A 21,548-nucleotide genomic window follows, 5' to 3' on the forward strand; every position below is an offset into this window, starting at 1 on the left:
GCAACGGCGGCGCCGGTGGAGTCTCGGGCGCCCAAGGCTCCGTCCCCGGTACGGGCGGTGACGGCGGCGCCGGCGGGTTCCTCAGCGGCAACGGCGGCGACGGCGGCGGCAGCTTCGGCGGACGATCCGGCCACGGCGGAAACGCCGGCTTGATCGGCAACGGCGGGGCCGGAGGTTCCGGCGGGTTCGGTGCGCTCGGCGGTGACGGCGGCAACGGCGGCGCTTTGGTGGGCAACGGCGGACACGGCGGCAACGGCGGCCAATCGTTCTTGGCCTTGGGTGGCAGCGGCGGCGCCGGCGGCAACGCCATCGGGCTGTTCGGCCACGGCGGGGGCGGCGGCGACGGCGGCCAGAGCGCCACCGCCGCCTTCAACGGCGGTCACGGCGGGCACGGCGGCAACGGAGCCGTGTTCGGCAGCGGTGGCAACGGCGGCAACGGCGGCGCCAGCGGAGGCGGCAAGGCCAACGGAGGCGACGGCGGGTCCGCCCAACTCGTCGGCAACGGCGGCGCCGGCGGCAACAGCGCCGGCGTCGGCGCCACTCCCGGGGTGGGCGGCAACGGCGGGCTGCTGCTCGGAATCCCCGGGCCCAACGGGCACGCGGGGCCGTAAGCCGCTAGTCGCTGGCGGGCAGCGGCTTGACCTCTTTGAGCTGCAGCGCGGTCGCGCCGACGCTCAGGCTGCCGGCGCCGGGCTTGGTCACCAGCACCTCGGCGCCGGTCTCGTCGACGTAACGCTTGCCCATCACGGTGCCGTCGGCGTAGTTCGGGTCGAGCTCGCCGGAGCGTTCGCCGCCGATCGGCACCATCGGGGCGCCGCCGCAGCGCAGGTCGTCGAGGCTGTCGGCGCTGCGGACCACGATGACCTGGGTGTCACACACCTGGCTGGCGAGGCGGGTTCCGTTCTTGATCATGTTGGCGTTCCTAATGTTCGGAGATTTTCAACGATTTCGCGGCGCAAGACTTTGCCGGTCGGGGTCGTCGGCAGTTCGTCGGCGAACACCACCCGGTCCGGCGTGCGCGACCCGCGCAGGCTCTTGCGGACGTGCTCGCGAAGTTCTTCCGGGTCGGGATCGATGCCCGCGGCGGGCACCACCACCGCGACGATCGCCTGACCCCACTGCGGGTCGTCGACCCCGACCACGGCGACGTCGCGGACTCCGGCGTGCTCGATGAGCACCTCCTCGAGCTCGGCGGGTGCGATGTTCTCGCCGCCGCGGATGATGGTGTCGTCGCTGCGACCGCCGATGAACAGGTAGCCGTCCTCGTCGAGCAGCGCGATGTCGCGGGTCGGGAACCAGCCGTCCTCGTCGAGCACCGAGCCGATCCCGGTGTAGCGGCCGGACACCTGCTCGCCGCGCACGAACAGCTCACCGCTCTCCCCCGGCCCCAGCACACTGCCGTCCTCGCCGCGGATCTGCACTTCGATGCCGGGTACCGGCCGGCCGACCGATCCCAACCGCTTGGCCGCGTCCGGCTCGGCAGCCGCGTGCGCCTCGCGATGGTCGTCGGGCCCCAGCACGGCGATCGTCGAGCTGGTCTCGGTCAGGCCGTAGGCGTTGACGAAGCCGACGTGCGGCAACAGTTGCAGCGCGCGGCGCACCAGCGGCAGACCCACCCTCGAGCCGCCGTAGGCCAGGTTGCGCAGCGACGGCAGCTCGTGACCGCCGGCCTCGAGCGCGGTGACGATGCGGTCCAGCATGGTCGGCACCACCGTCGCGGTGGTCACCTGCTCGTCGTCGACTAGCCGGACCCATTCGCCGGCGTCGAAGTTGGTCAGGTAGACCATCTTTCGGCCGGCGTACAGGTTCGACAGGGCCGCGCCGACCCCGGCGATGTGATAGGGCGGCACGCAGATCAGCGCCGCGTCGGTGGGCGCGGCCGACTCGAACTCGACCGTCCCGGTGACGTAACTGGTCAGGTTGTTGTGCGACAACTCGACGGCCTTGGGCTGCGAGGTGGTGCCCGACGTGAACAGCACCACCGCCACCGACTCCGGGTCGGGGAATTCGGCGGCGGGCTCGGCCTCGCGCGCGGCCGCCAGGAACTCGTCCGACGACATCACCCGCTGGCCCGCGTCCCCGACCATGTCGCGGTAGCGGCCGTCGACGACCACCAGGGGTTCGGGCAACCGCTCGATCAGCGCCTGGATGCCGTCGGCGGACAGCCGGTAGTTGAGCGGGGTGCAGGCGAGCCCGGCGCGCGCGCTGGCGAAGATCAACAGCGGCAGCATGGCGCCGCCGACGCCCACGTAGGCCACGTGCTTGGCGCCGGACGCCGCGATGACGCCGGCGCCGCCGTCGGCGAGGTCGCTGAGCTGTTGGGTCGTCAGGCGCAGGTCCCCGTCGACGAGCGCGGTGCGCTCGGGATTGCTCGACGCGGCCATCTCCAGCAGCAGCGAAATGCTCATCCTCGGTCTTTCCGGAACCCCACGCCTTTACAAAACTTAGTCACAGTGTAACCCGTGCGGCCGAACGTCAGGTCCCCGTCCAGCGCGCCGGGCGCTTTTCGGCGAAGGCGATCGCGCCTTCTTTCGCGTCGTTGGACACGAACACCGGGGCAAGAATTTTGTTCTGCTCGGCCCACATCGTCTCCGGGGTCCAGCCGCGGGACTCGACGATGATCCGCTTGGTGGCGGCGACCGCCAGCGGGCCATTGGCGGCGATCTTCTCCGCCAGCGCGATCGCGTCCTCCAGCGCGTGGCCCGGCTCGGCCAGGACGTTGACCATCCCCAGCGCGTGGGCGCGCTCGGCGGACAGGTTCTCACCGGTGAGCGCCAGCTCCATCGCGATGGCCGGCGGGATGCGCACGGGCAGCCGCAGCAACCCGCCACCGCCGGCCACCAGACCGCGCTTGACCTCGGGGATACCGAAGGCGGCGTCGGTGGAGGCCACGATCAGGTCGGTGGCCAGGGCGAGTTCCGTCCCGCCGGCCAACGCGTATCCCTCCACCGCCGCGATGAGCGGCTTGACCGGCGGACGTTCGGTAAAGCCCATGCCGCGGCCCTCGACGATGGGCACTTCGCCGCGCGCGAACGCCTTGAGGTCCATCCCCGCGCAGAACGAGCCGCCGGCGCCGGTGATGATTCCCACGGACAGGCCGGTGTCGCCGTCGAGCCGATCCACGGCGTCGGCCAGGCCCCGGCTGACCGCCGCGTTGACGGCGTTCTTGGCCTTCGGCCGGTTGATGGTGATGATCAGGATCCGGTCCCGCTGCTCGACCAGGACTTCGGGTTCGGCATTGCCGGCTTCGTCGCTACCAGTCACGGTGCTGATGGTATCGGCCGGCCAGAATGCGATTGGCAGCAGGCGAGAGTCCCGTTTCCACCGACGGCCCTCAGGCCGGCGCCATCGCCGCCTCGACGACCGTCAGCTCTTCGGAAAGCCCTGCGGCCCTGCGGATCTCGATGAAATCGGCGACCATGGCCTCGGTCACCTCGTGCGGGTCCTTGCATGTGGCGCCATCGGACAGCACCGAGATGTTGATCTGATCGACGTAGCTCCACACGGTGATGTTCAGGCCGCTGCCGGCGGTCAGCGGTCCGACGGAGTAGATCTCGGTGACCAGCGCACCGCCCACCCGGCCGCGCTGCCGCGGCCCGGGAACGTTCGAGATGTTCAGGTTCAGGATCTTGTTGTTCCCGTCGCGGCCGGACGCCCAGCGGAAGAAGGCCTGGGTCGGCGCGGGGGGCATGTAGGCCGCCCACCGGCTGACCAGCTCCGGCCCCATCAGCTGGTTGCTTTCCTTGGCGGCGATGGCGTTCTCGTGGCTGCACTGCACCCGCTCCAGCGGGTCGTCGGAGTCGGTCGGCAGGCCCACCAGCACGCCGGTGAAGCGGTTGCCGGAGATCCGTTCGGGCGAGAAGTCGAAGCTCATCGGCACCGACGCCAGCAGGGGTTCGGCCTTGCCGTCGTACCGCAGCAGCAGGGTGCGCAGCGCGCCGCTCGACATGGCGAGCACCATGTCGTTGATCGTGGCGCCCAGCCGCTTGCCGGTCTCCTTGACGTCGGCCAGCGCCAGGGTGGCGGTGGCGAATCGGCGCTCCGGGGTGATCTTGTGATTGATGAAGGTCGCCGGCGGCTCGAACGGCCGGGTCAGTTCCGGGGACAGCTTGCGCGAGCTGCGGCGGACCCGGCCCAGCCCCTGCGCCGTGTAGCGGATCGTCGCGGGGATGCGCCCGACGTGGCGCAGGTGGTCCGCGAACGCGGAAGTCATCAGCTGCCGCGTGCTGGGGGCGGGATCGCACAGATAGGGCCCGTCCGCCGGCCCGGGCTGCAGGTCCATGCCCCGGGCCATCAGGTTCGCCGACGCGACACCGTCCGCCAGCGCGTGGTGGATCTTGCCGACCACCGCGATGCGGTGATTGGCCAGCCCCTCGATGAAGTACATCTCCCACAGTGGGCGTTCGCGGTCCAGCGGGGTACTGGCGATCCGCCCGATCGCCTCGTCCAACTCCCGGCGGCCGCCCGGCTCGGGCAGCCGCCACGGCCGGATGTGGTAGTCGAGGTCGACCTCGCAGTGCTCCCGCCACATCGGATGGTGCAGCTGGTAGGGGATCTCGACGAGCTGGTAACAGAACGGCTCGAGCTTGTTCAGCCGGCCGCCGATCACTCGCCGGAAGGCGTCGATGTCGAAGTCACGCCGATCCGGCGCCAGCTCGATCACGGCGGCTTTGATCGTGTGCATGTGGACGTTCGGCGTCTCGCTGTACAGCAGTACCGCGTCCCAGCCGCTGAGCCTTTTCACCGCTGCCCCTTACTCATAGGGGGACATTACCCAGCGGCAGCAGCTCAGATAACCTCTTTCGCGCCGATCTGCATTTTGGTGCGGTAGACCTGGTTGAGGAAAAGCGACGCGGCGTGCGCCGCCGCGCCGGCCAGGTCGGCGTCGATGAGGTCGTACCCGTGGCCCGCCCCGGGCAGCTCCAGGTAGCCCACCATCGAGTGCGAGACGGCGCGCAGCCGCTCGACGAAGCTGCGGGCCTGCTCGACCGGGATGACGCTGTCCCTGCTGCCGTGAATCACCAAGAACGGCGGGGCATTCCGATGCACCCGCGCGATCGGCGACGCGTCGCGGAACACCTCAGGGGCCCGGGCGATCGACTTGCGGACCACCACCCGCTCCAGGAAATCGACGAACCGGTCGCGCTCGGGGGTGGAGCGGTCCTCCCAGTCGTAGCGGCCGTAGATGCCGACCACCGCGTCCACCGAACTGTCGGCGCCCTCGGGCAGCTCGGCCCGGTGCCCGGGGTCGTCGGGGGCCAGCCCGGCCAGCGCGGACAGGTGGCCGCCTGCCGAACAGCCAGCCACCGCAACGAAATTGCGATCGCCGCCGAACTTGTCGACGTTGGCGCGAGCCCAGGCGATCGCGGTCTTGACGTCGGTGATGTGGCGCGGCCAGCGGTGGTGCGGCGCGACGCGGTAGTCGATCGCGAGGCACACCCAGCCCTGCTCGGCCAGCCGCGACATCAGCGCGGACCCCTGCCCCATGCAACGGCCGTGCACCCAGGCGCCGCCGGGGACGAAGATCAGGACGGGCGCGGGCTGAGCGGGCAGGTCCTTGCGGCGCCAGACGTCGAGCACCTGCGCCGGGCTGCTCCCGTAGTGGACCGCGCGGCGGTACAGGTAGCGGCGCTGGCGCATCGCGTCCCAGATCGGGGGCGTGCGCTCCGCGGCGGGCCATTCGACGTCGAGGTCCGCCGCCGACACGATTCCCCGCAGGGCGGCGATAGATACGTCCTGGAGGCTCTCCCGGTCGCGGCCCGGGTTCTCGTCGCGAGGCGCGGGGCGGCGCTTGGTCATCCCGGAGAAGAAGTCGGGGGCGTGCCGGGCGCCCCAGATTCCCATCGCCGTGAGGCTGCCCAGCGGCTCCAGCCGCTTGCCGACGACCGGCAGCGAAGCCCCGGCCACGCTCAAGGCCAGCATGTAGTCGGCGGGACTCGCCCGCAGCAACCACTTCACGCAGGGCGTCGTGCGGGGTCCCCTCGCAGTCATGTACGGACCATACCCCCGGACGGGGCAGCGAAACTGACGATTCCGTAACGGATCATCGGGGGATCCGAAAACCGGCGCCAATGCCGTTAGCTGCTTGAGGCTGACTCACTGGTCGGCCCGCTGAGGCGATTCGCTCCTCGGGCCACCTCCGGCGCGAAAACGCGCCCCGGCGAGTCGCGCGGCGTAGCACAGCGCGCTCACCGCGAACATCGCCGCCGTGAGCAGCAGCCACCGGCCCAGAAACGGCTGCTGGGTCTGCCCGGTGGCCGCCTGGTAGGTGGGTGCACCCTGCTGGATGATGCCGGGCAGAAAGATCAGCAGCGTCAGCCCGGCGCCCAGTGCGGGCACCCGAATGTAGTTGCGGGCACTCACTTTTGGCCGCCGTGACGATCGTATCCGCACCGACAGCAGCCGGTCGGCCAGCGCATAGAGCGGGAACAGCAGCAGGTCGTGGGCGATCACCGCGGCCGCCAGCCAGACGACGATGGACTGCCACCAGACCCCCGAATTCCACAGCGTCGCCGGTTTGAAGGTGGCCAGCACGTAGCCCAACAGCGCGAAGCCGGACAGCATCGTCAGCAGGTGCAGCGGGCCAGACCCGTAGACGGCCGCGAATCGCGTTGTCAATCCAGGCATGTCAGCTCGGCTCGAAATCGATGAAGGTCACCCATTTGGTGTTGTGCACGCCGGGCAGCGCGGGGACGATGATCCGGGCCGGGTAGCCGTGATCCAGCGACAGGTCGGCGCCGTTGACGCGCAGCGCCAGCAGGGCGTCCGGGTCGCCAATCTGGTTGGCCTGCAAAGTCGCCGCGCCGAACGCGCCGCCGCGCTGCAGCGAGCCCACGCGGGCCGTGCGGGGCGCGGGAACCCCGGCCCGCCGCGCCAGCTCGGCCAGCCGGACCCCGCTCCAGGTCTGCACGGTCGACCAACCCTCGACGCACGCGATCGGCAGCCGTGCCGTCGCTTGCGGCAGGCCGGCGAGCGCGGCCCGGTCCAGCACCACCTCGGTGGGGCCGCCGCGCAGCACCAATCGCCAACTGGCGCCGACGCTTTCGGGCGTGATTCCCGCGGCGACGGCGGTCTTGTTGACCGGGAAGTCGCCGCGGCCCCGCGGCAGCAGCAGCGCGGCGCGGCGGGAGGCGCCACCGAGCGTCTGCCCCGCGGTCAGCACGCCCACGAGCAGCGCGCCGGAGCCGACCAGGGCCAGGACGCCGCGCCGGCTCATCGTCGGCTCGGCCGGGTCGGCCGACACCAGCCCGTCGGGATCGGGCGGTTCCGGGCGGGTGTCACTTGTATTGGTGCGCAACACTTCTCGCAGCGGCATCGCCCGCAGCCCGGTGACCATGCGCGGGATCTTGAGCGCGATGTGCACCAGGAAACCGGCGATCATCACCCACGCTCCGAAATAGTGCGCGTCGTAGAAGCTGAACCCGAAGATGTAGTCGTACTGGATGTTCAGCACCCCGGTGACGATTTCGAACAGCACCCCGCCGACCAGCATCAGCAACGACAACCGCTCCAGCAGCTGGGCGATCGAGCGGGCCGGCGGCCACACGAACAGCTTGGGGATCACCGACCACAGCTTGGCCAGCACCACCGGGATGATCACCAGGCCCAGCCCGACGTGCAGGCCCTGGGTCAGCCGATACAACCACGCCGGGTGGGTCGGCCAGCCGAAGGCCGGCAGGCGCAGCCAGCCGACGTCGGCGGGGATGGCCTGGCCCAACTGCGGGGCGTAGGCGATGTAGGACAACAGCCCGGTGAGGATGACAATCGGCAGGGCGACCAGCAGCGTCAGCCCGAACACCGACGTCAGCCACGGGCCGCGCAGCGGGCTGCGGAACCGGTTCAGCCGCCGCACGCCGGGCGGTGGGTGCCCCTCGAGCGAGCGCCACAGCTTGGCGGGAAACCCGTGGTCGCTCACCGGGCGGCCAGGCTCGCGACGACCCGGCCGCTGATCAGCCGGACGCTGGTCAACGTCAGGCCCACCTGCGCGGCCAGCGCGGCGGCGCTGTCCACGCCGACGGATGCCCAGCGGAACCACGGCCCCACGGCGCCAGCCGTCTCGAGGCGCACCCAGCGCGGACGGATGCCGATCGCCTCGGTCTCGAACTCGGCGACACAACGCCCGCCGCGGCCCAGCAGCTCGGCGGCGCGGGCCAGGATCCGCAGCGGGTCGCCGCCGAGGCCGACATTGCCGTCGACCAGCAGGACCGTCTGCCAACACCCCATTCCGGGCAGCGGCTCGAACACGTCGCCCAGTATCGCGGGCGCGCCGCCGCGGCCGGCCAGGCGGATCGCCGTCGCCGACCGGTCGATGCCCAGCGCGGGTACGCCGCGGCGGATCAGCCTGGCGACCAATCGTCCCGGCCCGCAGCCCAGCTCGATCGTCGGGCCGGTGCACAGCTGTGTGACCGCTTCGTCGAACGCGTCGTCGGAGGCGTCGCGGGACGCGCTGTCCGGACATCGCTCGCCCAGCCAGCGGTGCGCCGGCAGGGGGCGGACCTCGCCGTCCTCGTGCCGCACCCAACACCTCTCGCCACCGAGAGCCCGATCGTAGAGATGCCCCAGCATGTCACGCCTCTCGCATCGTGCGCGGCCGGGCGGCCCGGACGCGCCTCTGCCCCGGTGGGGTGTGGTGCGGATGTCGCCGATACTTCTGGGAACCCGCATCGCCGGCACGCTGATACATACGGGGCGCGCCGGCGTTTCGATCAACCCGATTCCTACCCCGATCTCCGATCGGCTAACCCAGCGGTTCACGGCAGTGATTCGGTGCCGCGGCACGCCCGGATGGATACTGACCCGATGCCGAACAACGACGTTCACCCCGACCTGCGCCGAATCGCCCGCATCGCACCGCGGCACATCATCGGCCCCCGCAGCCTGCCGATCATGCGGTCGCTGAGCGCGGTGACAGGACGCGGGCGCAACCCCGCCCCCTCCGATGTCGAGGTGATCACCCTGGGCTCCGGAGCCGGCGTCCGGCTGTTCCGGCCCGCCGGCGCGACCGCACCAGGGCCGGCGCTGCTGTGGATCCACGGCGGCGGCTACGTGATCGGCACCGCCCAACAAGACGACCGGGTGTGCCGCCGGTTCAGCTCGAAGCTGGGCGTGACGGTCGCGTCGGTGGAATACCGCCTGGCGCCCGAACACCCTTATCCCGCGCCGCTGGAGGACTGCTATTCGGCGCTGGCCTGGCTGGCCGACCTGCCGGCGGTGGACCGCAACCGGGTGGCGATCGCCCGCGCCAGCGCCGGCGGCGGCCTGGCGGCGGCGCTGGCGCTGCTGGCCCGGGACCGCGGCGAGGTGCACCCCGTGTTTCAGGTGTTGGCGTACCCGATGCTGGACGACCGGAGTTCGGCCACCCCGGCCAGCCCGAACCACCGGCTGTGGAGCACCCGCAGCAATCACTTCGGCTGGTCTGCGTACCTGGGCGACGCCGACCCGCGGGTCGCGGTGCCGGCGCGCCGCGACGACCTGGCCGGGTTGCCGCCGGCGTGGATCGGGGTGGGGACGCACGACCTGTTCCATGACGAGGACCTGGCGTACGCGGGGCGCCTGATCGACGCGGGGGTGCCCTGTCACGTCGAGGTGGTTCCGGGCGCCTTCCACGGCTTCGACGCGGTGGCCGCGAAAGCCCCGGTGTCGCGGCGGTTCTTCGAGAGCCAGTGCGAGAGCTTGCGCGCCGCGCTCGCGCCGGTCTCCTGAGCGCGGGTCACATCGCGAAGTAGACGAGCTCGCCGCCGATGACGGTGGCCGCCACCATGCCGGCGTCCAGCTCGGCCAGCGCGGTGGCCGGTGGCTCGGTCAGCACGCACAGGTCCCCCGGCTGCCCGACTTCGATAGTCCGCGGCCGGCCCGGCTGATCCGGGCGGCCCAGAAACATCGTCAGAGCCGTTAGCGCGGGCACACATTCGTCGGCGTTGAGCACCGCGCCGCTGGGGGTGGTGCGGTGCACCGCGGCGCGCATCGCCGTCCACGGGTCGCCGTGGCCGAACGGCATGTCGGTCGACAGGGCGACCGGAACCGCCGCGTCGAGCAGGGAGGCGACGCGCCAGAGTTGGCCGTGCTCGTCGGCGGGCACGTCGGCGAGGTAGTGGTCGCCGCGCTCGGCGACGAAGTTGGGCTGCGTCACCACCGTGACGCCGAGGTCGCTGAGGTCGGCCAGGTTGTCGGTGGGCACCACGGCGGCGTGCTCGATGCGATCGGCCGGGTGGCTGCCGGCCGTGCGCAGCGCCGCGATGGTGACCACCAGCTGGGCGGCCGTCACGCAGTGCACGGCGACCGGCCGGCCGTCGTCGTGCTGGGCGGCGATCCAGTCCGTCAGGGCGTCCAGGTCGAGGCGGTCGTCCTGCAGGATCTTCTTGCCCGGTGACAGGAAGCTGGGCCGGGGCCGGAATTCGCCGCGCCGGTGCGCCACGAGCAGCGCGACCATGTCGTCGGCGGCGAGGTCGGGGGTGGCGTCGGTGACCCCGGTGACGCCGGTCGCGGTGATGCGGCGCGACAGTTCCGCGAGATCGGTTTCGCGCTGGGCCAGCGCGTCCGACCAGCCGCGGTCGGCGCTGCGCAGCCGCCCGTCGGGGTGTTCGGGCAGGCCGACCCGGCCCAGCGCCTCGGAGTTGAGGATCCACAGCGCGCCGCTGCGGTGCTGGATGCGCACCGGGACGTCGCGCACGAGGGCATCGAGGGCCGTCCGGTCCAGCTCGCCGGCGACCGATTCGTGATAGCCGACGGCGCGAATCCACCCGTCGGGACCGGGGGTGGCGTTCGAGAGCAACTGCGTCAGTTGGTCTTTGGTGGTGACCCCGGGCGGCCCGACGAAAAAGGAGTCCAGGGCCGACGCCGCCGAACGCACGTGCACATGGTGGTCGTGCAGACCGGGCAGGACGGTCCCGCCGCCGGCGTAGAGCACACCCTCCCCTTGCCGAGCCTGCAGACCCTCGCCCACCTCGTCGATCTGCGCACCGACCCGGATGTCGACCGCTCTGCCGTCCAACAAGGTGGCCCGGTGAATCAGCATGATAGGCAGCGTCTTTCGGAGACCAGCCGGCGCACGGCCTCGTTGTCGGCACCGAGGCCGGCCGCCGGGGGCGACGGCGGTGGCGGCTGCGGGGGCGGGGCCGGATGCGGGGCGACCGACGCCACGGTGGGCAGCGCCGCATAGGTCGCGGCGACCGCGGCCATCGAAACTCCGATCAACTCACCCCCGCCCCGGCCCAGCGATTCGAGCACCGCCAGGGTCGCCTCCAGCCCGGTCAGCGGGTCGGCGATGGCGTCGCCGCAGAACACCGGTCCGTCGGCGGCGGCGCCCACCAGGCCGCCGGCCACCGCGGCGTCGTCGCCGAACGCGGGCCTGAGGTCGTCATAGCCGCTGATGCGCAACCAGATTCGGCCGGGTCGCGGCGCGATGGCGTCGGGCCCGAGCCCTCGCCGCCGCAACGCCGCGGGCCGCGAGCCCTCGATGACGATGTCGGCGACGGCGAGCAACTCGCGCAGCTCCTCGGCGGCAGTGTCGAAATCCACACAGTAGGAAAGCTTTTCGGCGTTCACCCAGTCGTAGAAGGCGCGGTTGCCCGCGCGGGTGCCGTCCGGGCGGCGCGGGCTTTCCACTTTGACGACCGTCGCTCCGGCGCGCGCCAATAGCCGCCCGCACAGCGGACCCGCCCACATCGAGGACAGGTCGGCCACCAGCAGGCCGGCCAGCCCGCGCGGCTCCGCCCGGAAGCCCAGGTGCCGCACCTGCGGCGAGCCGGCGGCCACCTCGCCCAGTCCGGCCGCGGGAATGTCGAGGAGGCCCGCCCGTTCGGTGATCGCGGCGACCGGACGCGTTGCGGCCCAGCGCCCCAGCGCCGGCCACGGATCGGCGGCCCCCACCTCGGCCTCCAGCAACGCGGGTACGGCGGCGACGTCGTCCGGGCGCGACAGCGTGACGGCGCACCAGCCATCGGCGGCCGGCAGCAACCGGCTGGCACCGCCCGCCGACGCCCGGCCGCGGCGCGTCAACCCGAGCAGCCCGGCCCGCCCGGCCAGCAGGACGGCGGGCCCGACGGGGATACCGGCTCGACGACGGACGGCCACCGCCACCTCCTCGGCGCGGGCCAGCACGTGCGCGCGGGAGAAGTCGGGCGGCCCGTCGGGCAGGCCGGTCAGGTGGGCCAGCCCGCTGCTGCCCCAGCTGGATGCCGTCGTCACCACCCCATTGTGCGCGTGGGGCGAGCTAGAAATGCAGTGCGTCGAACCGCCAATCCAGCACCGGCCGGTCCGGCTCGCCGACCGCGTAGACCAGCGACCGCAGCCCCAGCACCCCCCCGCGCTCGGTCGGGCGGGCCGTCTCGACGTGCAGCTCGCTGTACAGGGTGTCGCCCTCGTGCACCGGGCCGGTGTGATCGCAGGACTCCCAGCCCAGCACCGTCGCCAGATTGGGCAGCAGCCTGCCGGCCTGCGCGAGCGCCAGCCCGATGGTGTGTCCGCCGTACACCAGCCGACGCCCGGCGACGCGCGAATCGTGGTGCGTGGCCGCGATGTTCAGGGTGAGCCGGGCAAGCTCGGGTGCGCCGCTGACGACGTCACCGGTGCTGCGCAGCACCGTGCCCGCCATGCCGGCGTCAAAATGCGGACCGGGCACCTTGGCGCGGAACACGTCGGCGTCCCAGTGCGCGGTCGGATCGTGCGCGGGTCCGGGCGCGTCGGCGCCGACGGCCGACAGGTCGTCGCCGGGCGCCCGGTCGGGATCGAAGTCCGGGCTCGCCGGCAGCATGGCGCACCGGTAGAAGTCGAGGACCAGCCGGTCGGCCTGGTCGATGGTGATCATCCGCAGCGCGGCCATTCCCGTCGGCTCCCGGCCCGGCTTGGGTGAATTCGCCCGCAGGCCAACCACTTCGGTGCGGGTATAGACGGTGTCGCCGACGACGGGGAAGCGGTGGAACACCAGGCCGCGGTAGAACAGGTTGGCCTTCACGCGTTGGGTGGCCAGCGTCGACTGCCCGATCGCGACGTCACAGACGAGCCCGGGGTGGGCCAGCGGCCCCGGCACGCCGGTCACCGCGGTGCACAGCACGGCGTCCAGCGCCAGGCGCAGCCGGTCCCCCACAATCGCCTGGTGGGCGGCGGCCAAGCCCGGCGACAGCGTCATCGCCGGCGCCCAGTCGAACACCTGCCCCACCGACAGATCGTCGAAGTACGGGCCGCCCTCCCGCACACGCGCATAAGTCACCGGGCCAATATGGCACACGTGAGCAGTGAGCTGAACGACGAAGAAGAGATGCTGGTCGCCACGGTGCGGGCGTTCATCGACCGCGACGTCAAACCCGGCGTCCGCGAGCTCGAGCACGCCAACGCCTACCCCGAGGCGTGGATCGAGCAGATGAAGCGCATCGGCATCTACGGCCTGGCCATTCCCGAGCGCTACGGCGGGTCACCGGTGTCGATGCCGTGTTATGTCCGCGTCACCGAGGAGCTGGCCCGCGGCTGGATGAGCCTGGCCGGCGCCATGGGCGGGCACACCGTGGTGGCCAAGCTGCTGACGCTGTTCGGCACCGAGGAGCAGAAGCGCGCGTACCTCCCGCCGATGGCGAGCGGCGAGCTGCGGGCCACCATGGCCCTGACGGAGCCGGGCGGCGGCTCGGACCTGCAGAACATGACGACGACGGCTGTGCCCTTTAGCGCCGGCGGCGGCGCTCGGGGTTTGCGGATCAACGGTTCCAAGACCTGGATCAGCAACGCGCGCCGGGCCGGCCTGATCGCGCTGCTGTGCAAGACCGACCCCGACGCGACCCCGCGGCACAAGGGCATCTCGATCCTGCTCGTCGAACACGGGCCGGGGCTGACGGTGTCGCGGGATCTGCCCAAGCTGGGCTACAAGGGCGTCGAATCCTGCGAGCTGTCCTTCGCCGATTTCACCGCCCCCGAGTCGGCGGTGCTGGGCGGCCAACTGGGCGAGGGCTTTTCGCAAATGATGAAGGGGCTGGAGACGGGCCGCATTCAGGTGGCGGCCCGGGCGCTGGGCGTGGCGGCCGCCGCGCTCGAGGACGCGCTGGCCTATGCGCAGCAGCGGGAGAGCTTCGGGCGGCCGATCTGGAAACATCAGTCGATCGGTAATTACCTGGCCGACATGGCGACCAAGCTCACCGCCGCCCGCCAGCTGACCCGCCACGCCGCCGAGCGCTACGACAGCGGCGAACGCTGCGACATGGAGGCGGGGATGGCCAAGCTGTTCGCCTCCGAGGCCGCGATGGAGATCGCGCTGAACGCCGTTCGCATCCACGGCGGCTACGGCTATTCCACCGAGTACGACGTCGAACGCTACTTCCGTGACGCGCCGCTGATGATCGTCGGAGAGGGCACCAACGAGATCCAGCGCAACGTGATCGCCGCGCAGCTGGTCGCCCGCGGCGGGATCTGAGCAAATCTCCCGGATTGCGGTCCGCGCCTGCTGTATATTTGCGGGACTTCTCGCATCGGCAAGGCCACAGAGAGGCAGCTGCCATGAGTTATCCCCCCGGGCCGTACGAGGGTTCCCCGGAGTGGCAGGGCCAACCGCAGCCGTACTGGCAGGGCCAGCCACCGCCCGGTTACCCGGCCCCGCAGCCGGGCTGGCCGGGGCAGCGCGAGCCGGACAACTACCTGGTGTGGGGGATCCTGGTCACGATCATGTGTTGCCTCCCGTTGGGGATCGTCTCGATCGTGTACTCCACGAAGGTCTCCGGGCTGTGGGCACAGGGGCGGTACGCCGAGGCGCAGACGGCGGCCGACAACGCCAAGAAGTGGGCCATCATCGCCGCGGTGGTGGGTGTGGCCGCCACCGTCATCGGCGTCATCCTGTGGTTCGCCGTGTTCGCGGCGATCGTCTCGCACATTCCGACGACAACCACGACCACCTACCCCGGCTTCTGAGCTAAATCCCTTGGGCGCCAACGTAAGTGGCGTCCACCAGGCCCCACTCCCGCGCCTTATGCGCATCGACCGCGTGCCCGGACAGCACCAGATAGGCCGTGCGCCAGCGTCCGATGCGGCGGGTGATGCTCACGGTTCCGCCGGCGCCGGGGATCAGGCCCAGGCCCAATTCGGGTAGCCCGAACGTCGAATCGTCGCGCGCGGCAACCCATCCGCAAAACGCCGCCATCTCCAGCCCGCTGCCCAGCACCCGGCCGTGCACCTCGGCGCGGCACGCCCGGCCGAGTCGGGCGGTCAGGACGTCGAGCGCCAGGGCGGGGCTGTGCCGGGTGCGGGCCAGGTGCGCGCTCGCCGGGTCGGCGAGGGTGCCGAACTCCGCGAGGTCTCCGCCGCTGCAGAACGACGGGCCGTTGCCGCTCAACACGATCCCGGTCACCGACGGGTCGAGCTGCGCGACGGTCAGCGCCTCGAGCAGCGCGGCCCGCGTGTCGGTGGAGAACGCGTTGTGCCGTTGCGGCCGGTTGAACGTGATGCGCAGCGTGTCGCCGTCGCGCCGGGCCAGCACCGGGTCGGCGAGTCCCGGTGGGCCGGCCGGGCCGCGTTCGGCGAGCCAGCGCGCGAACTCCGGGCCGGCCTGCAGGGTCGAGTAGGCCAGCGACTCGGCGATCACCCCGGCCAGCGCCGGGCCCGCGGGGTCGACCGTGCGCAAGACGTCGTCGCACACGGCGCTGGCATGCGGCCACCGTTGGCAGCGCTGCGTCAGCCCGGCCAGGGCGTCGGCCACCGAGCCGACGGTGACCACCCGGCGATCCGCACACGGGTCCTCGGTCAGTGTGAAAGTCGCCGCGTCCAGCCAATATCCGGCCGCCGCGATGTCCTCGGCGGTGCCGACGGCGACGACCACCCCGGGGGGTGCGGCGACGCCCGCGTCGCCCTCGCTACCGACGTCGACGACCCGCATGGGTCACACCGAATACTTCTCGATCAGCCCGTTCTTGTAGAGCTTGCCGGTGTCGGTGCGCGGCAGCTGCGCCTCGAAGGCGATCGACCGCGGGCACTTGTAGTGCGCCAGCCGGTCTCGCAGCCACGCGGTCAGCTCCTCGGCGAACGCGTCGGTGGCGTCGGCCTCCTCGACGGTCTGCACGGCCGCCACGACGCGCTGGCCCATCTCGTCGTCGGGAACGCCGAACACCGCCGCGTCCAACACCTTCGGGTGGGTGACCAGAAGGTTCTCGGTTTCCTGCGGGTAGATGTTCACGCCGCCGGAGATGATCATGTGGTGGCGCCGGTCCGTCAGGTACAGGTAGCCCTCCTCGTCGACGTAGCCGATGTCGCCGACGGTGGCCCAGCCGTGGCGGTCGCGCGAGGCGGCGGTTTTCGTCGGGTCGTTGAGGTATTCGAACGAGTAGCCGCCCTCGAAATAGATTTCGCCGGGCTGGCCGGGTGGCAGCTCGGTTCCGTCCTCGTCGAGGATGTGGATCTGGCACGCCATCGGCTTGCCCACCGAACCCGGGTGCGCCAGCCAGTCTTCGGCGCTGATCAGCGTCGATCCGATTGCCTCGGAGGACGCGTAATACTCGTCGATGATCGGCCCCCACCAGTCGATCATCTGCTTCTTGATCTCGACCGGACACGGCGCGGCGGCGTGCATCACCCGCTGCAGGCTGGACAGGTCGTACGAATCACGAACGGCGGCAGGGAGTTTCAGCATGCGGGTGAACATGGCCGGCACGAACTGACCGTGGGTGACGCGGTGCCGCTGGATGGCGTCCAGCGTGCCCTCCGGGTCGAACTTCTCCAGCACCACCGTCGTGATGCCGCCGGCCTGCGCGCTCATCGACCACACCGAAGGCGCGGTGTGGTACAGCGGGGCCGGGCTCAGGTAGACCGACTCCGGGGTCATCCAGAATTCGACCAGGGCCGACATCATGCCGGGCGCCTCAGCGGGCGGGACATGCGGCAGTTCGCGTTTGATGCCCTTGGGCCGTCCGGTGGTGCCCGACGAGTACTGCAGCAGATCCCCCTCGATTTCGTCGTCGATGGGGGTGTCCGGTTGGCGGGCAACGCATTCCGGGTATCGCTCCCAGCCGGGCAGGTCACCGTCGGCGATCATCAGCAATTCCGGCAGCCCGTTCGGCAGGTGCTCGCGCAGCTGCGCGAGCGTGTCGCGCAGCGCCGCCGATCCGATGATGGCCCTGGCGTTGCTGTTGTCGACGATGTAGGCGGCCTCGGCCGCGGTCAGGTGGGTGTTGATCGGCACGTAGTACAAACCGCTGCGGCGCGCCGCCCACATCACCGCGTGGATGTGCTCGTTGTTCTCCATGAGGATCGCGACGGTGTCCCCCTCGAGCAGCCCCGCCTGACGGAACCGGTGCGCGAGCCGATTGGCGCGGGATTCCAGGTCGTCGAAGGTGACGACGGTGCCGGACGGGTACAGGATGACGGCGGGTTTGCCGGCGCCGACATGGGGGCGAATCTGCATGGGAGGACTGTACCGCCGCGAAAGTTGACGGGTGTTAAGTGGCCGGTCGAGGCGGGCGCGACACGTGCCGAGCGCTATTTGTCCGGCAGCAGCAGCGCGCTGTCGCCGAACTCGTGCCACAGGTACCCGTGGGCGGCGGCCTCCCGGTAGGCCAGCGCGACTAGGTCACCGCCCGCGACGGCCTCCAGCAGCAGCAGGTGCGACGCGCCGGCCTCGTGCCACCCGGTGATCAGCCCGTCGACCACCCGGCATGCCCGGCCGGGGCCGAGCACCAAATCGGTCCAGCCGACCGCCGGGCGCACCACGCCGGCGGCGCCGGCGGCCGATTCCAGCGCGCGGGTCACCGTGGTGCCGACGGCGATCACCCGGCCGCCGGCGGCGCGCGCCGAGTTGACCATCCGCGCGGTGGGCGCCGGCACCTCGAACAGCTCGGGGGTTGGCGGCTCGCCGGCTTCGGCCGACGACACCCCGGCGTGCAGCGTCACCGGCGCGATCGCGATGCCGGCGGAGACCAGCGCGGTGACCAAGTCGGCGCTGAATGGCCGCGCCGCGCTGGGCATTTCGGCGCTGCCGGGGTGGCGGGCGAACACCGTCTGGTAATAGCGCAGCGGCCATTGCCGCGGCACGTACGCATAGCGGATCGGCCGGCCGTGCCGGGCCAGGTACGAGCCCACCTCCCCCTCCAGGATCACCCGGGCCGTCCACAACCGCGCGCCGTCGACCTCGGGCTCGGGATACGACGAGCCGATGACGAGCGCGGCGCCACCGGGCAGGTCGATGCGCTCCCCGGGCCGGACGTCGGTGAGGTGTCCGACCGCGTCACTCGCGGGCCGCAGCTCCACCACCCAGGCCTTGTCGGCGCGCGGCGTCGAGAAGTGCACCGCGATCGGCTGTCCGGCGCGGCGTCCGTCGACCGCGGCGGGCAGGGTGGCCGAGTTGTTCACCACGAGCAGATCGCCCGGCCGCAGGTGATCGCCGAGGTCGGCGAAGCGCGCGTGGGCCACCCGGCCCGGGCGGACGACCAGCAGCTTGACCGCGTCGCGGGCCACGCCGCGCGCTTCCGGCGGCTCGATCGCGGCCGCCCCGGAAATAGTCGAAATGGTCATGCGCTCGCCCCGGCCAACACCGAATCGGCGGCACGATAGCGGCCCGCGGGCGGCCGGGTGTCCAGCAGGCGCAGCAACGCCGGGACTTTCGCTTCCGGCTCGGCGCGGTCGGAGATGTCCTCGCCGGGGAAGGCGGCCTGGTGCATTTCGGTCCGCATGTCGCCCGGGTCGAAGGCGTACACCGCCACCGCCGGGGCTTCGGCGGCCAGCACGGCCGACAGCTGATCCAGCGCGGCCTTCGACGAGCCGTACCCGCCCCAGCCCGGGTATGGCTCGACGGCGGCGTCGGACGTGACGTTGATGATCGTCCCCGCGTTGGCGATCAGCGCGGGCAGCGCCGCCTGGATCAGCGCCAGCGGGGCAAACACGTTGGCCTCGTACACGGCCCGGAACTCGCCGGGTGGGTAGTCGGCGAGCGCCGGTTGCGGGCTGGGGCCCAGCCTGCTGGCGTTGTTCACCAGCAGCCGAAGCGGTCCGGCGCCGGCCGCGGCGGCGACCAGGGCGTCGCGATGCGACGCATCGGTGACGTCGCCGGGCAAGGGGATCAATCGATCCGAATTCAGCTCGGCAACAGCGGTTTTGAGGTCAGCGGCGCGGCGGGCGTCGGCGACGACGGCCCACCCCCGGTCGAGCAGCGCGGCGGTCACCGCCTTGCCTAACCCGCGGGAGGCGCCGGTGACGATGGCGACATGAGATTGAGTCATACGGCCATACTGATAGTTGAAGTAAACTTTAAGTCAAGTACCGATTCGAATCCTCAAGAAGGCCAGATGGACAAGCGGGATCTGTTCTCCGTCAGCGAGATCGCGCACCGCAGCGGCTTCGCCGCCTCGGCGATCCGGTTCTACGAGGGCCAGGGCCTGATCACGGCAACCCGAACGTCCGGGGGTCAGCGGCGATTCGAGCGGCAGATGCTACGGCGCCTGGCTTTCATCAAGGCCGCCCGCAACGTCGGGCTGAGCCTCGACGAGATCGCCGGCGCGCTCGCCGCCCTCCCGGACGGGCGCACCCCCACCCGGGCCGACTGGGCCCGGCTGTCCCGGGCGTGGCGCGCGCGCCTCGACGACCAGATCGCCGGGCTGATCGCGCTGCGCGACAACCTGGACTCGTGCATCGGCTGCGGCTGCCTGTCACTGAAGCGCTGCGCCATCTCCAACCCGGGCGACGCGGCCGCGCGCGCCGGGGCGGGCGCGGTGTACTTGCCGAAGTCGTTGCGACGGCAGCCGGTCAGCGGCTAGCTCGACTCGGAGAGTCGCTGCTTGAGCGCCTCGAACTCGTCCTTGACGCCAGTGGGCAGCTTGTCGCCGACGAACTCGAACCACTCCTCGATCAGCGGAAGCTCCTGGCGCCACTCGTCGGCGTTGACCTCGAGCGCCCGCTCGACGTCCGCGCCGTCCACATCGAGGCCGTCGAGGTCCAGGTCCTTGGCGGCGGGCACGATGCCGATCGGCGTCTCCTGGCCGCCGGCCCGGTGTTCGATGCGGTCGACGATCCACTTCAGCACCCGGCTGTTCTCGCCGAAGCCCGGCCACAGGAACTGACCCTCGTCGCCGCGGCGGAACCAGTTGACGAAGAACACCTTCGGCAGCTTGGACTCGTCGGAGTTCTTGCCCAGGTCCAGCCAGTGCTGGAAGTAGTCGCCGACGTGGTAGCCCAGGAACGGCAGCATTGCCATCGGGTCGCGGCGCACGGTGCCGACCTTGCCCTCGGCGGCGGCGGTCTGCTCGCTGCCCATGGTCGCCCCCATGAACACGCCGTGCTGCCAGTCGCGCGCCTCGGTCACCAGCGGCACCGTGGTCTTGCGGCGGGCGCCGAACAGGATGCCCGAGATCGGCACGCCCTGCGGGTCATCCCACTCCGGCGCCAGGATCGGGCACTGCGACATCGGCGTGCAATACCGCGAGTTCGGGTGCGCGGCTTTGGTTTCCGTGTCGCGGATGTACCAGTCGTTGCCCTTCCAGTCGATCAGGTGATCGGGCTCGCCCTCCAGGCCTTCCCACCACACCTCGTCGTCGTCGGTCAGCGCGACGTTGGTGAAGACGGTGTTGCCCGCGGCGATGGTGCGCATGGCGTTGGGGTTGGACTTCCAGTTGGTGCCCGGCGCCACCCCGAAGAAGCCGAACTCGGGGTTGACCGCGTACAGCCGGCCGTCCTTGCCGAACCGCATCCAGGCGATGTCGTCACCCAGCGTCTCAGCGCGCCAGCCTTCGATGGTGGGCTGCAGCATGGCCAGGTTGGTCTTGCCGCACGCGGACGGGAACGCCGCGGCGAAGTAGTACGCCTTGTTCTCCGGCGAGATCAGCTTGAGGATCAGCATGTGCTCGGCGAGCCAGCCCTCGTCGTGGGCCATGGCCGACGCGATGCGCAGCGAGTAGCACTTCTTGCCCAGCAGGGCGTTGCCGCCGTAGCCGGAGCCGTAGCTCATGATCTCGCGGGTTTCCGGGAAGTGGGTGATGTATTTGGTGTCGTTGCAGGGCCACGGCACGTCCTGCTGGCCCGGCTCGAGCGGGGCGCCCACCGAGTGCAGCGCCTTGACGAAGAACCCGTCGTCACCGATCTTGTCCAGCGCGGCCTTGCCCATCCGGGTCATCACCTTCATGGAGACGACGACGTACTCGGAGTCGGTGATCTCCACGCCGAGCTTGGGGTCGTCGGCCCCGAGCGGGCCCATGCAGAACGGCACCACGTACATGGTGCGGCCGCGCATGCAGCCCCGGTACAGATCGGTCAGGGTGGACCGCATCTCGGCGGGGTCCATCCAGTTGTTGGTCGGCCCGGCGTCGATCTCGCGCTCGGAGCAGATGAAGGTCCGCGACTCGACGCGCGCCACGTCGGACGGGTCGGACAGCGCCAGGAACGAGTTCGGGTACTCCTTGGGGTTCAGCCGCTTGAACGTGCCCGCCTCGACGAGCTGGTCCGTCAGCCGCTTCCACTCCTCGTCGGAGCCGTCAGCGAACACCACCCGGTCGGGCTGGGTGAGCTCGGCAACCTCCTCGACCCAGGCCAGCAGGCCGGGATGGTTGGTGGGTGCGCTGTCCAGACCGGGAATGGTCGCTGAAGTCATCGAACTCTCC

General features: G+C 71.1%; 20 protein-coding genes and 1 pseudogene. 5 read left to right on the plus strand and 16 right to left on the minus strand.

From position 1 onward, the window contains the following. Positions 1-611 (plus strand): annotated as a pseudogene (locus A5673_RS30450) (PE family protein); the annotation flags it as partial. Positions 612-615: 4 nt separating this feature from the next. Here A5673_RS30450 and A5673_RS16460 read toward each other — a convergent pair. The 8 genes from A5673_RS16460 to A5673_RS16495 all read right to left on the minus strand — a co-directional run bounded on the left by A5673_RS16460 (position 616) and on the right by A5673_RS16495 (position 8,565). Further along, positions 616-912, minus strand: a complete 297-nt coding sequence (locus A5673_RS16460) for a hypothetical protein (RefSeq protein WP_068234394.1) — start codon at positions 910-912, stop codon at positions 616-618. Beyond that, a complete protein-coding gene (locus tag A5673_RS16465) occupies positions 909-2,408 on the minus strand; it encodes a class I adenylate-forming enzyme family protein (RefSeq protein ID WP_068234399.1) in 1,500 nt (499 codons plus the stop codon). The genes A5673_RS16460 and A5673_RS16465 overlap by 4 nt, the downstream gene beginning before the upstream one ends. A gap of 67 nt (positions 2,409-2,475) precedes the next feature. Continuing rightward, positions 2,476-3,264: a crotonase/enoyl-CoA hydratase family protein gene (locus A5673_RS16470; protein WP_068234401.1), complete on the minus strand. Its 789-nt coding sequence runs from the start codon at positions 3,262-3,264 to the stop codon at positions 2,476-2,478. 70 nt (positions 3,265-3,334) lie between these two features. Beyond that, on the minus strand, positions 3,335-4,744 hold the full coding sequence (locus A5673_RS16475; RefSeq protein WP_068234404.1) for a wax ester/triacylglycerol synthase family O-acyltransferase: 1,410 nt from the start codon (positions 4,742-4,744) through the stop codon (positions 3,335-3,337). A 44-nt stretch (positions 4,745-4,788) separates the two neighbouring features. Further along, entirely contained in the window at positions 4,789-5,991 is a 1,203-nt protein-coding gene (locus A5673_RS16480; protein WP_068234408.1) for an alpha/beta hydrolase, read from the minus strand. A 105-nt stretch (positions 5,992-6,096) separates the two neighbouring features. After that, positions 6,097-6,627, minus strand: a complete 531-nt coding sequence (locus A5673_RS16485; protein WP_068234409.1) for a hypothetical protein — start codon at positions 6,625-6,627, stop codon at positions 6,097-6,099. Position 6,628: 1 nt separating this feature from the next. Next, positions 6,629-7,915 carry a molybdopterin-dependent oxidoreductase gene (locus tag A5673_RS16490; RefSeq protein WP_068234411.1) on the minus strand — a complete coding sequence of 429 codons (1,287 nt, stop codon included), beginning with the start codon at positions 7,913-7,915 and terminating at the stop codon, positions 6,629-6,631. Continuing rightward, positions 7,912-8,565, minus strand: a complete 654-nt coding sequence (locus A5673_RS16495; protein ID WP_068234413.1) for a class I SAM-dependent methyltransferase — start codon at positions 8,563-8,565, stop codon at positions 7,912-7,914. The genes A5673_RS16490 and A5673_RS16495 overlap by 4 nt, the downstream gene beginning before the upstream one ends. 234 nt (positions 8,566-8,799) lie before the next feature. Here A5673_RS16495 and A5673_RS16500 point away from each other — a divergent pair, with 234 nt between their 5' ends. Then, positions 8,800-9,702 carry an alpha/beta hydrolase gene (locus A5673_RS16500; RefSeq protein ID WP_068234416.1) on the plus strand — a complete coding sequence of 301 codons (903 nt, stop codon included), beginning with the start codon at positions 8,800-8,802 and terminating at the stop codon, positions 9,700-9,702. 7 nt (positions 9,703-9,709) lie between these two features. Here A5673_RS16500 and A5673_RS16505 read toward each other — a convergent pair whose 3' ends face one another. From A5673_RS16505 to A5673_RS16515, 3 genes are read right to left on the minus strand one after another with little or no spacing between them, the layout of a single operon-like run. Continuing rightward, entirely contained in the window at positions 9,710-11,014 is a 1,305-nt protein-coding gene (locus tag A5673_RS16505) for an amidohydrolase family protein (protein ID WP_068234419.1), read from the minus strand. Further along, the gene (locus A5673_RS16510; RefSeq protein WP_369806493.1) at positions 11,008-12,186 is read right to left on the minus strand and encodes a CoA transferase; all 1,179 of its coding nucleotides are present in this window, start codon (positions 12,184-12,186) and stop codon (positions 11,008-11,010) included. The genes A5673_RS16505 and A5673_RS16510 overlap by 7 nt, the downstream gene beginning before the upstream one ends. 25 nt (positions 12,187-12,211) lie before the next feature. Next, complete coding sequence (locus tag A5673_RS16515; protein WP_068234423.1) at positions 12,212-13,207, minus strand: MaoC family dehydratase; 996 nt, start codon at positions 13,205-13,207, stop codon at positions 12,212-12,214. A 30-nt stretch (positions 13,208-13,237) separates the two neighbouring features. On the opposite strand from A5673_RS16515, the gene A5673_RS16520 reads away from it, so the two are divergent. Then, a complete protein-coding gene (locus tag A5673_RS16520) occupies positions 13,238-14,395 on the plus strand; it encodes an acyl-CoA dehydrogenase family protein (protein ID WP_082958787.1) in 1,158 nt (385 codons plus the stop codon). An 83-nt stretch (positions 14,396-14,478) separates the two neighbouring features. Then, positions 14,479-14,886 carry a CD225/dispanin family protein gene (locus tag A5673_RS16525; protein ID WP_068234427.1) on the plus strand — a complete coding sequence of 136 codons (408 nt, stop codon included), beginning with the start codon at positions 14,479-14,481 and terminating at the stop codon, positions 14,884-14,886. Between the two features lies 1 nt (position 14,887). Here the strand turns inward: A5673_RS16525 and A5673_RS16530 are convergent, their stop codons facing one another. From A5673_RS16530 to A5673_RS16545, 4 genes are all read right to left on the minus strand, one after another. After that, a complete protein-coding gene (locus A5673_RS16530; RefSeq protein WP_068234431.1) occupies positions 14,888-15,847 on the minus strand; it encodes an enoyl-CoA hydratase/isomerase family protein in 960 nt (319 codons plus the stop codon). Between the two features lie 3 nt (positions 15,848-15,850). Beyond that, the gene (gene fadD4, locus A5673_RS16535; RefSeq protein ID WP_068234434.1) at positions 15,851-17,368 is read right to left on the minus strand and encodes a fatty-acid--CoA ligase FadD4; all 1,518 of its coding nucleotides are present in this window, start codon (positions 17,366-17,368) and stop codon (positions 15,851-15,853) included. 74 nt (positions 17,369-17,442) lie between these two features. Continuing rightward, complete coding sequence (locus A5673_RS16540) at positions 17,443-18,474, minus strand: S-adenosylmethionine:tRNA ribosyltransferase-isomerase (protein WP_068234438.1); 1,032 nt, start codon at positions 18,472-18,474, stop codon at positions 17,443-17,445. After that, positions 18,471-19,178: an SDR family oxidoreductase gene (locus A5673_RS16545; protein WP_068234441.1), complete on the minus strand. Its 708-nt coding sequence runs from the start codon at positions 19,176-19,178 to the stop codon at positions 18,471-18,473. Before A5673_RS16545 ends, A5673_RS16540 begins: the two co-directional genes overlap by 4 nt. A 66-nt stretch (positions 19,179-19,244) precedes the next feature. Here A5673_RS16545 and soxR point away from each other — a divergent pair, with 66 nt between their 5' ends. Continuing rightward, positions 19,245-19,712: a redox-sensitive transcriptional activator SoxR gene (soxR, locus tag A5673_RS16550; RefSeq protein ID WP_068234444.1), complete on the plus strand. Its 468-nt coding sequence runs from the start codon at positions 19,245-19,247 to the stop codon at positions 19,710-19,712. Here soxR and A5673_RS16555 read toward each other — a convergent pair. Continuing rightward, a complete protein-coding gene (locus A5673_RS16555; protein ID WP_068234447.1) occupies positions 19,709-21,538 on the minus strand; it encodes a phosphoenolpyruvate carboxykinase (GTP) in 1,830 nt (609 codons plus the stop codon). The genes soxR and A5673_RS16555 overlap by 4 nt on opposite strands. Between the last annotated feature and the right edge of the window lie 10 nt (positions 21,539-21,548).

The organism is Mycobacterium sp. E3198 (assembly GCF_001667015.1).
Taxonomy (GTDB): Bacteria; Actinomycetota; Actinomycetes; order Mycobacteriales; family Mycobacteriaceae; genus Mycobacterium.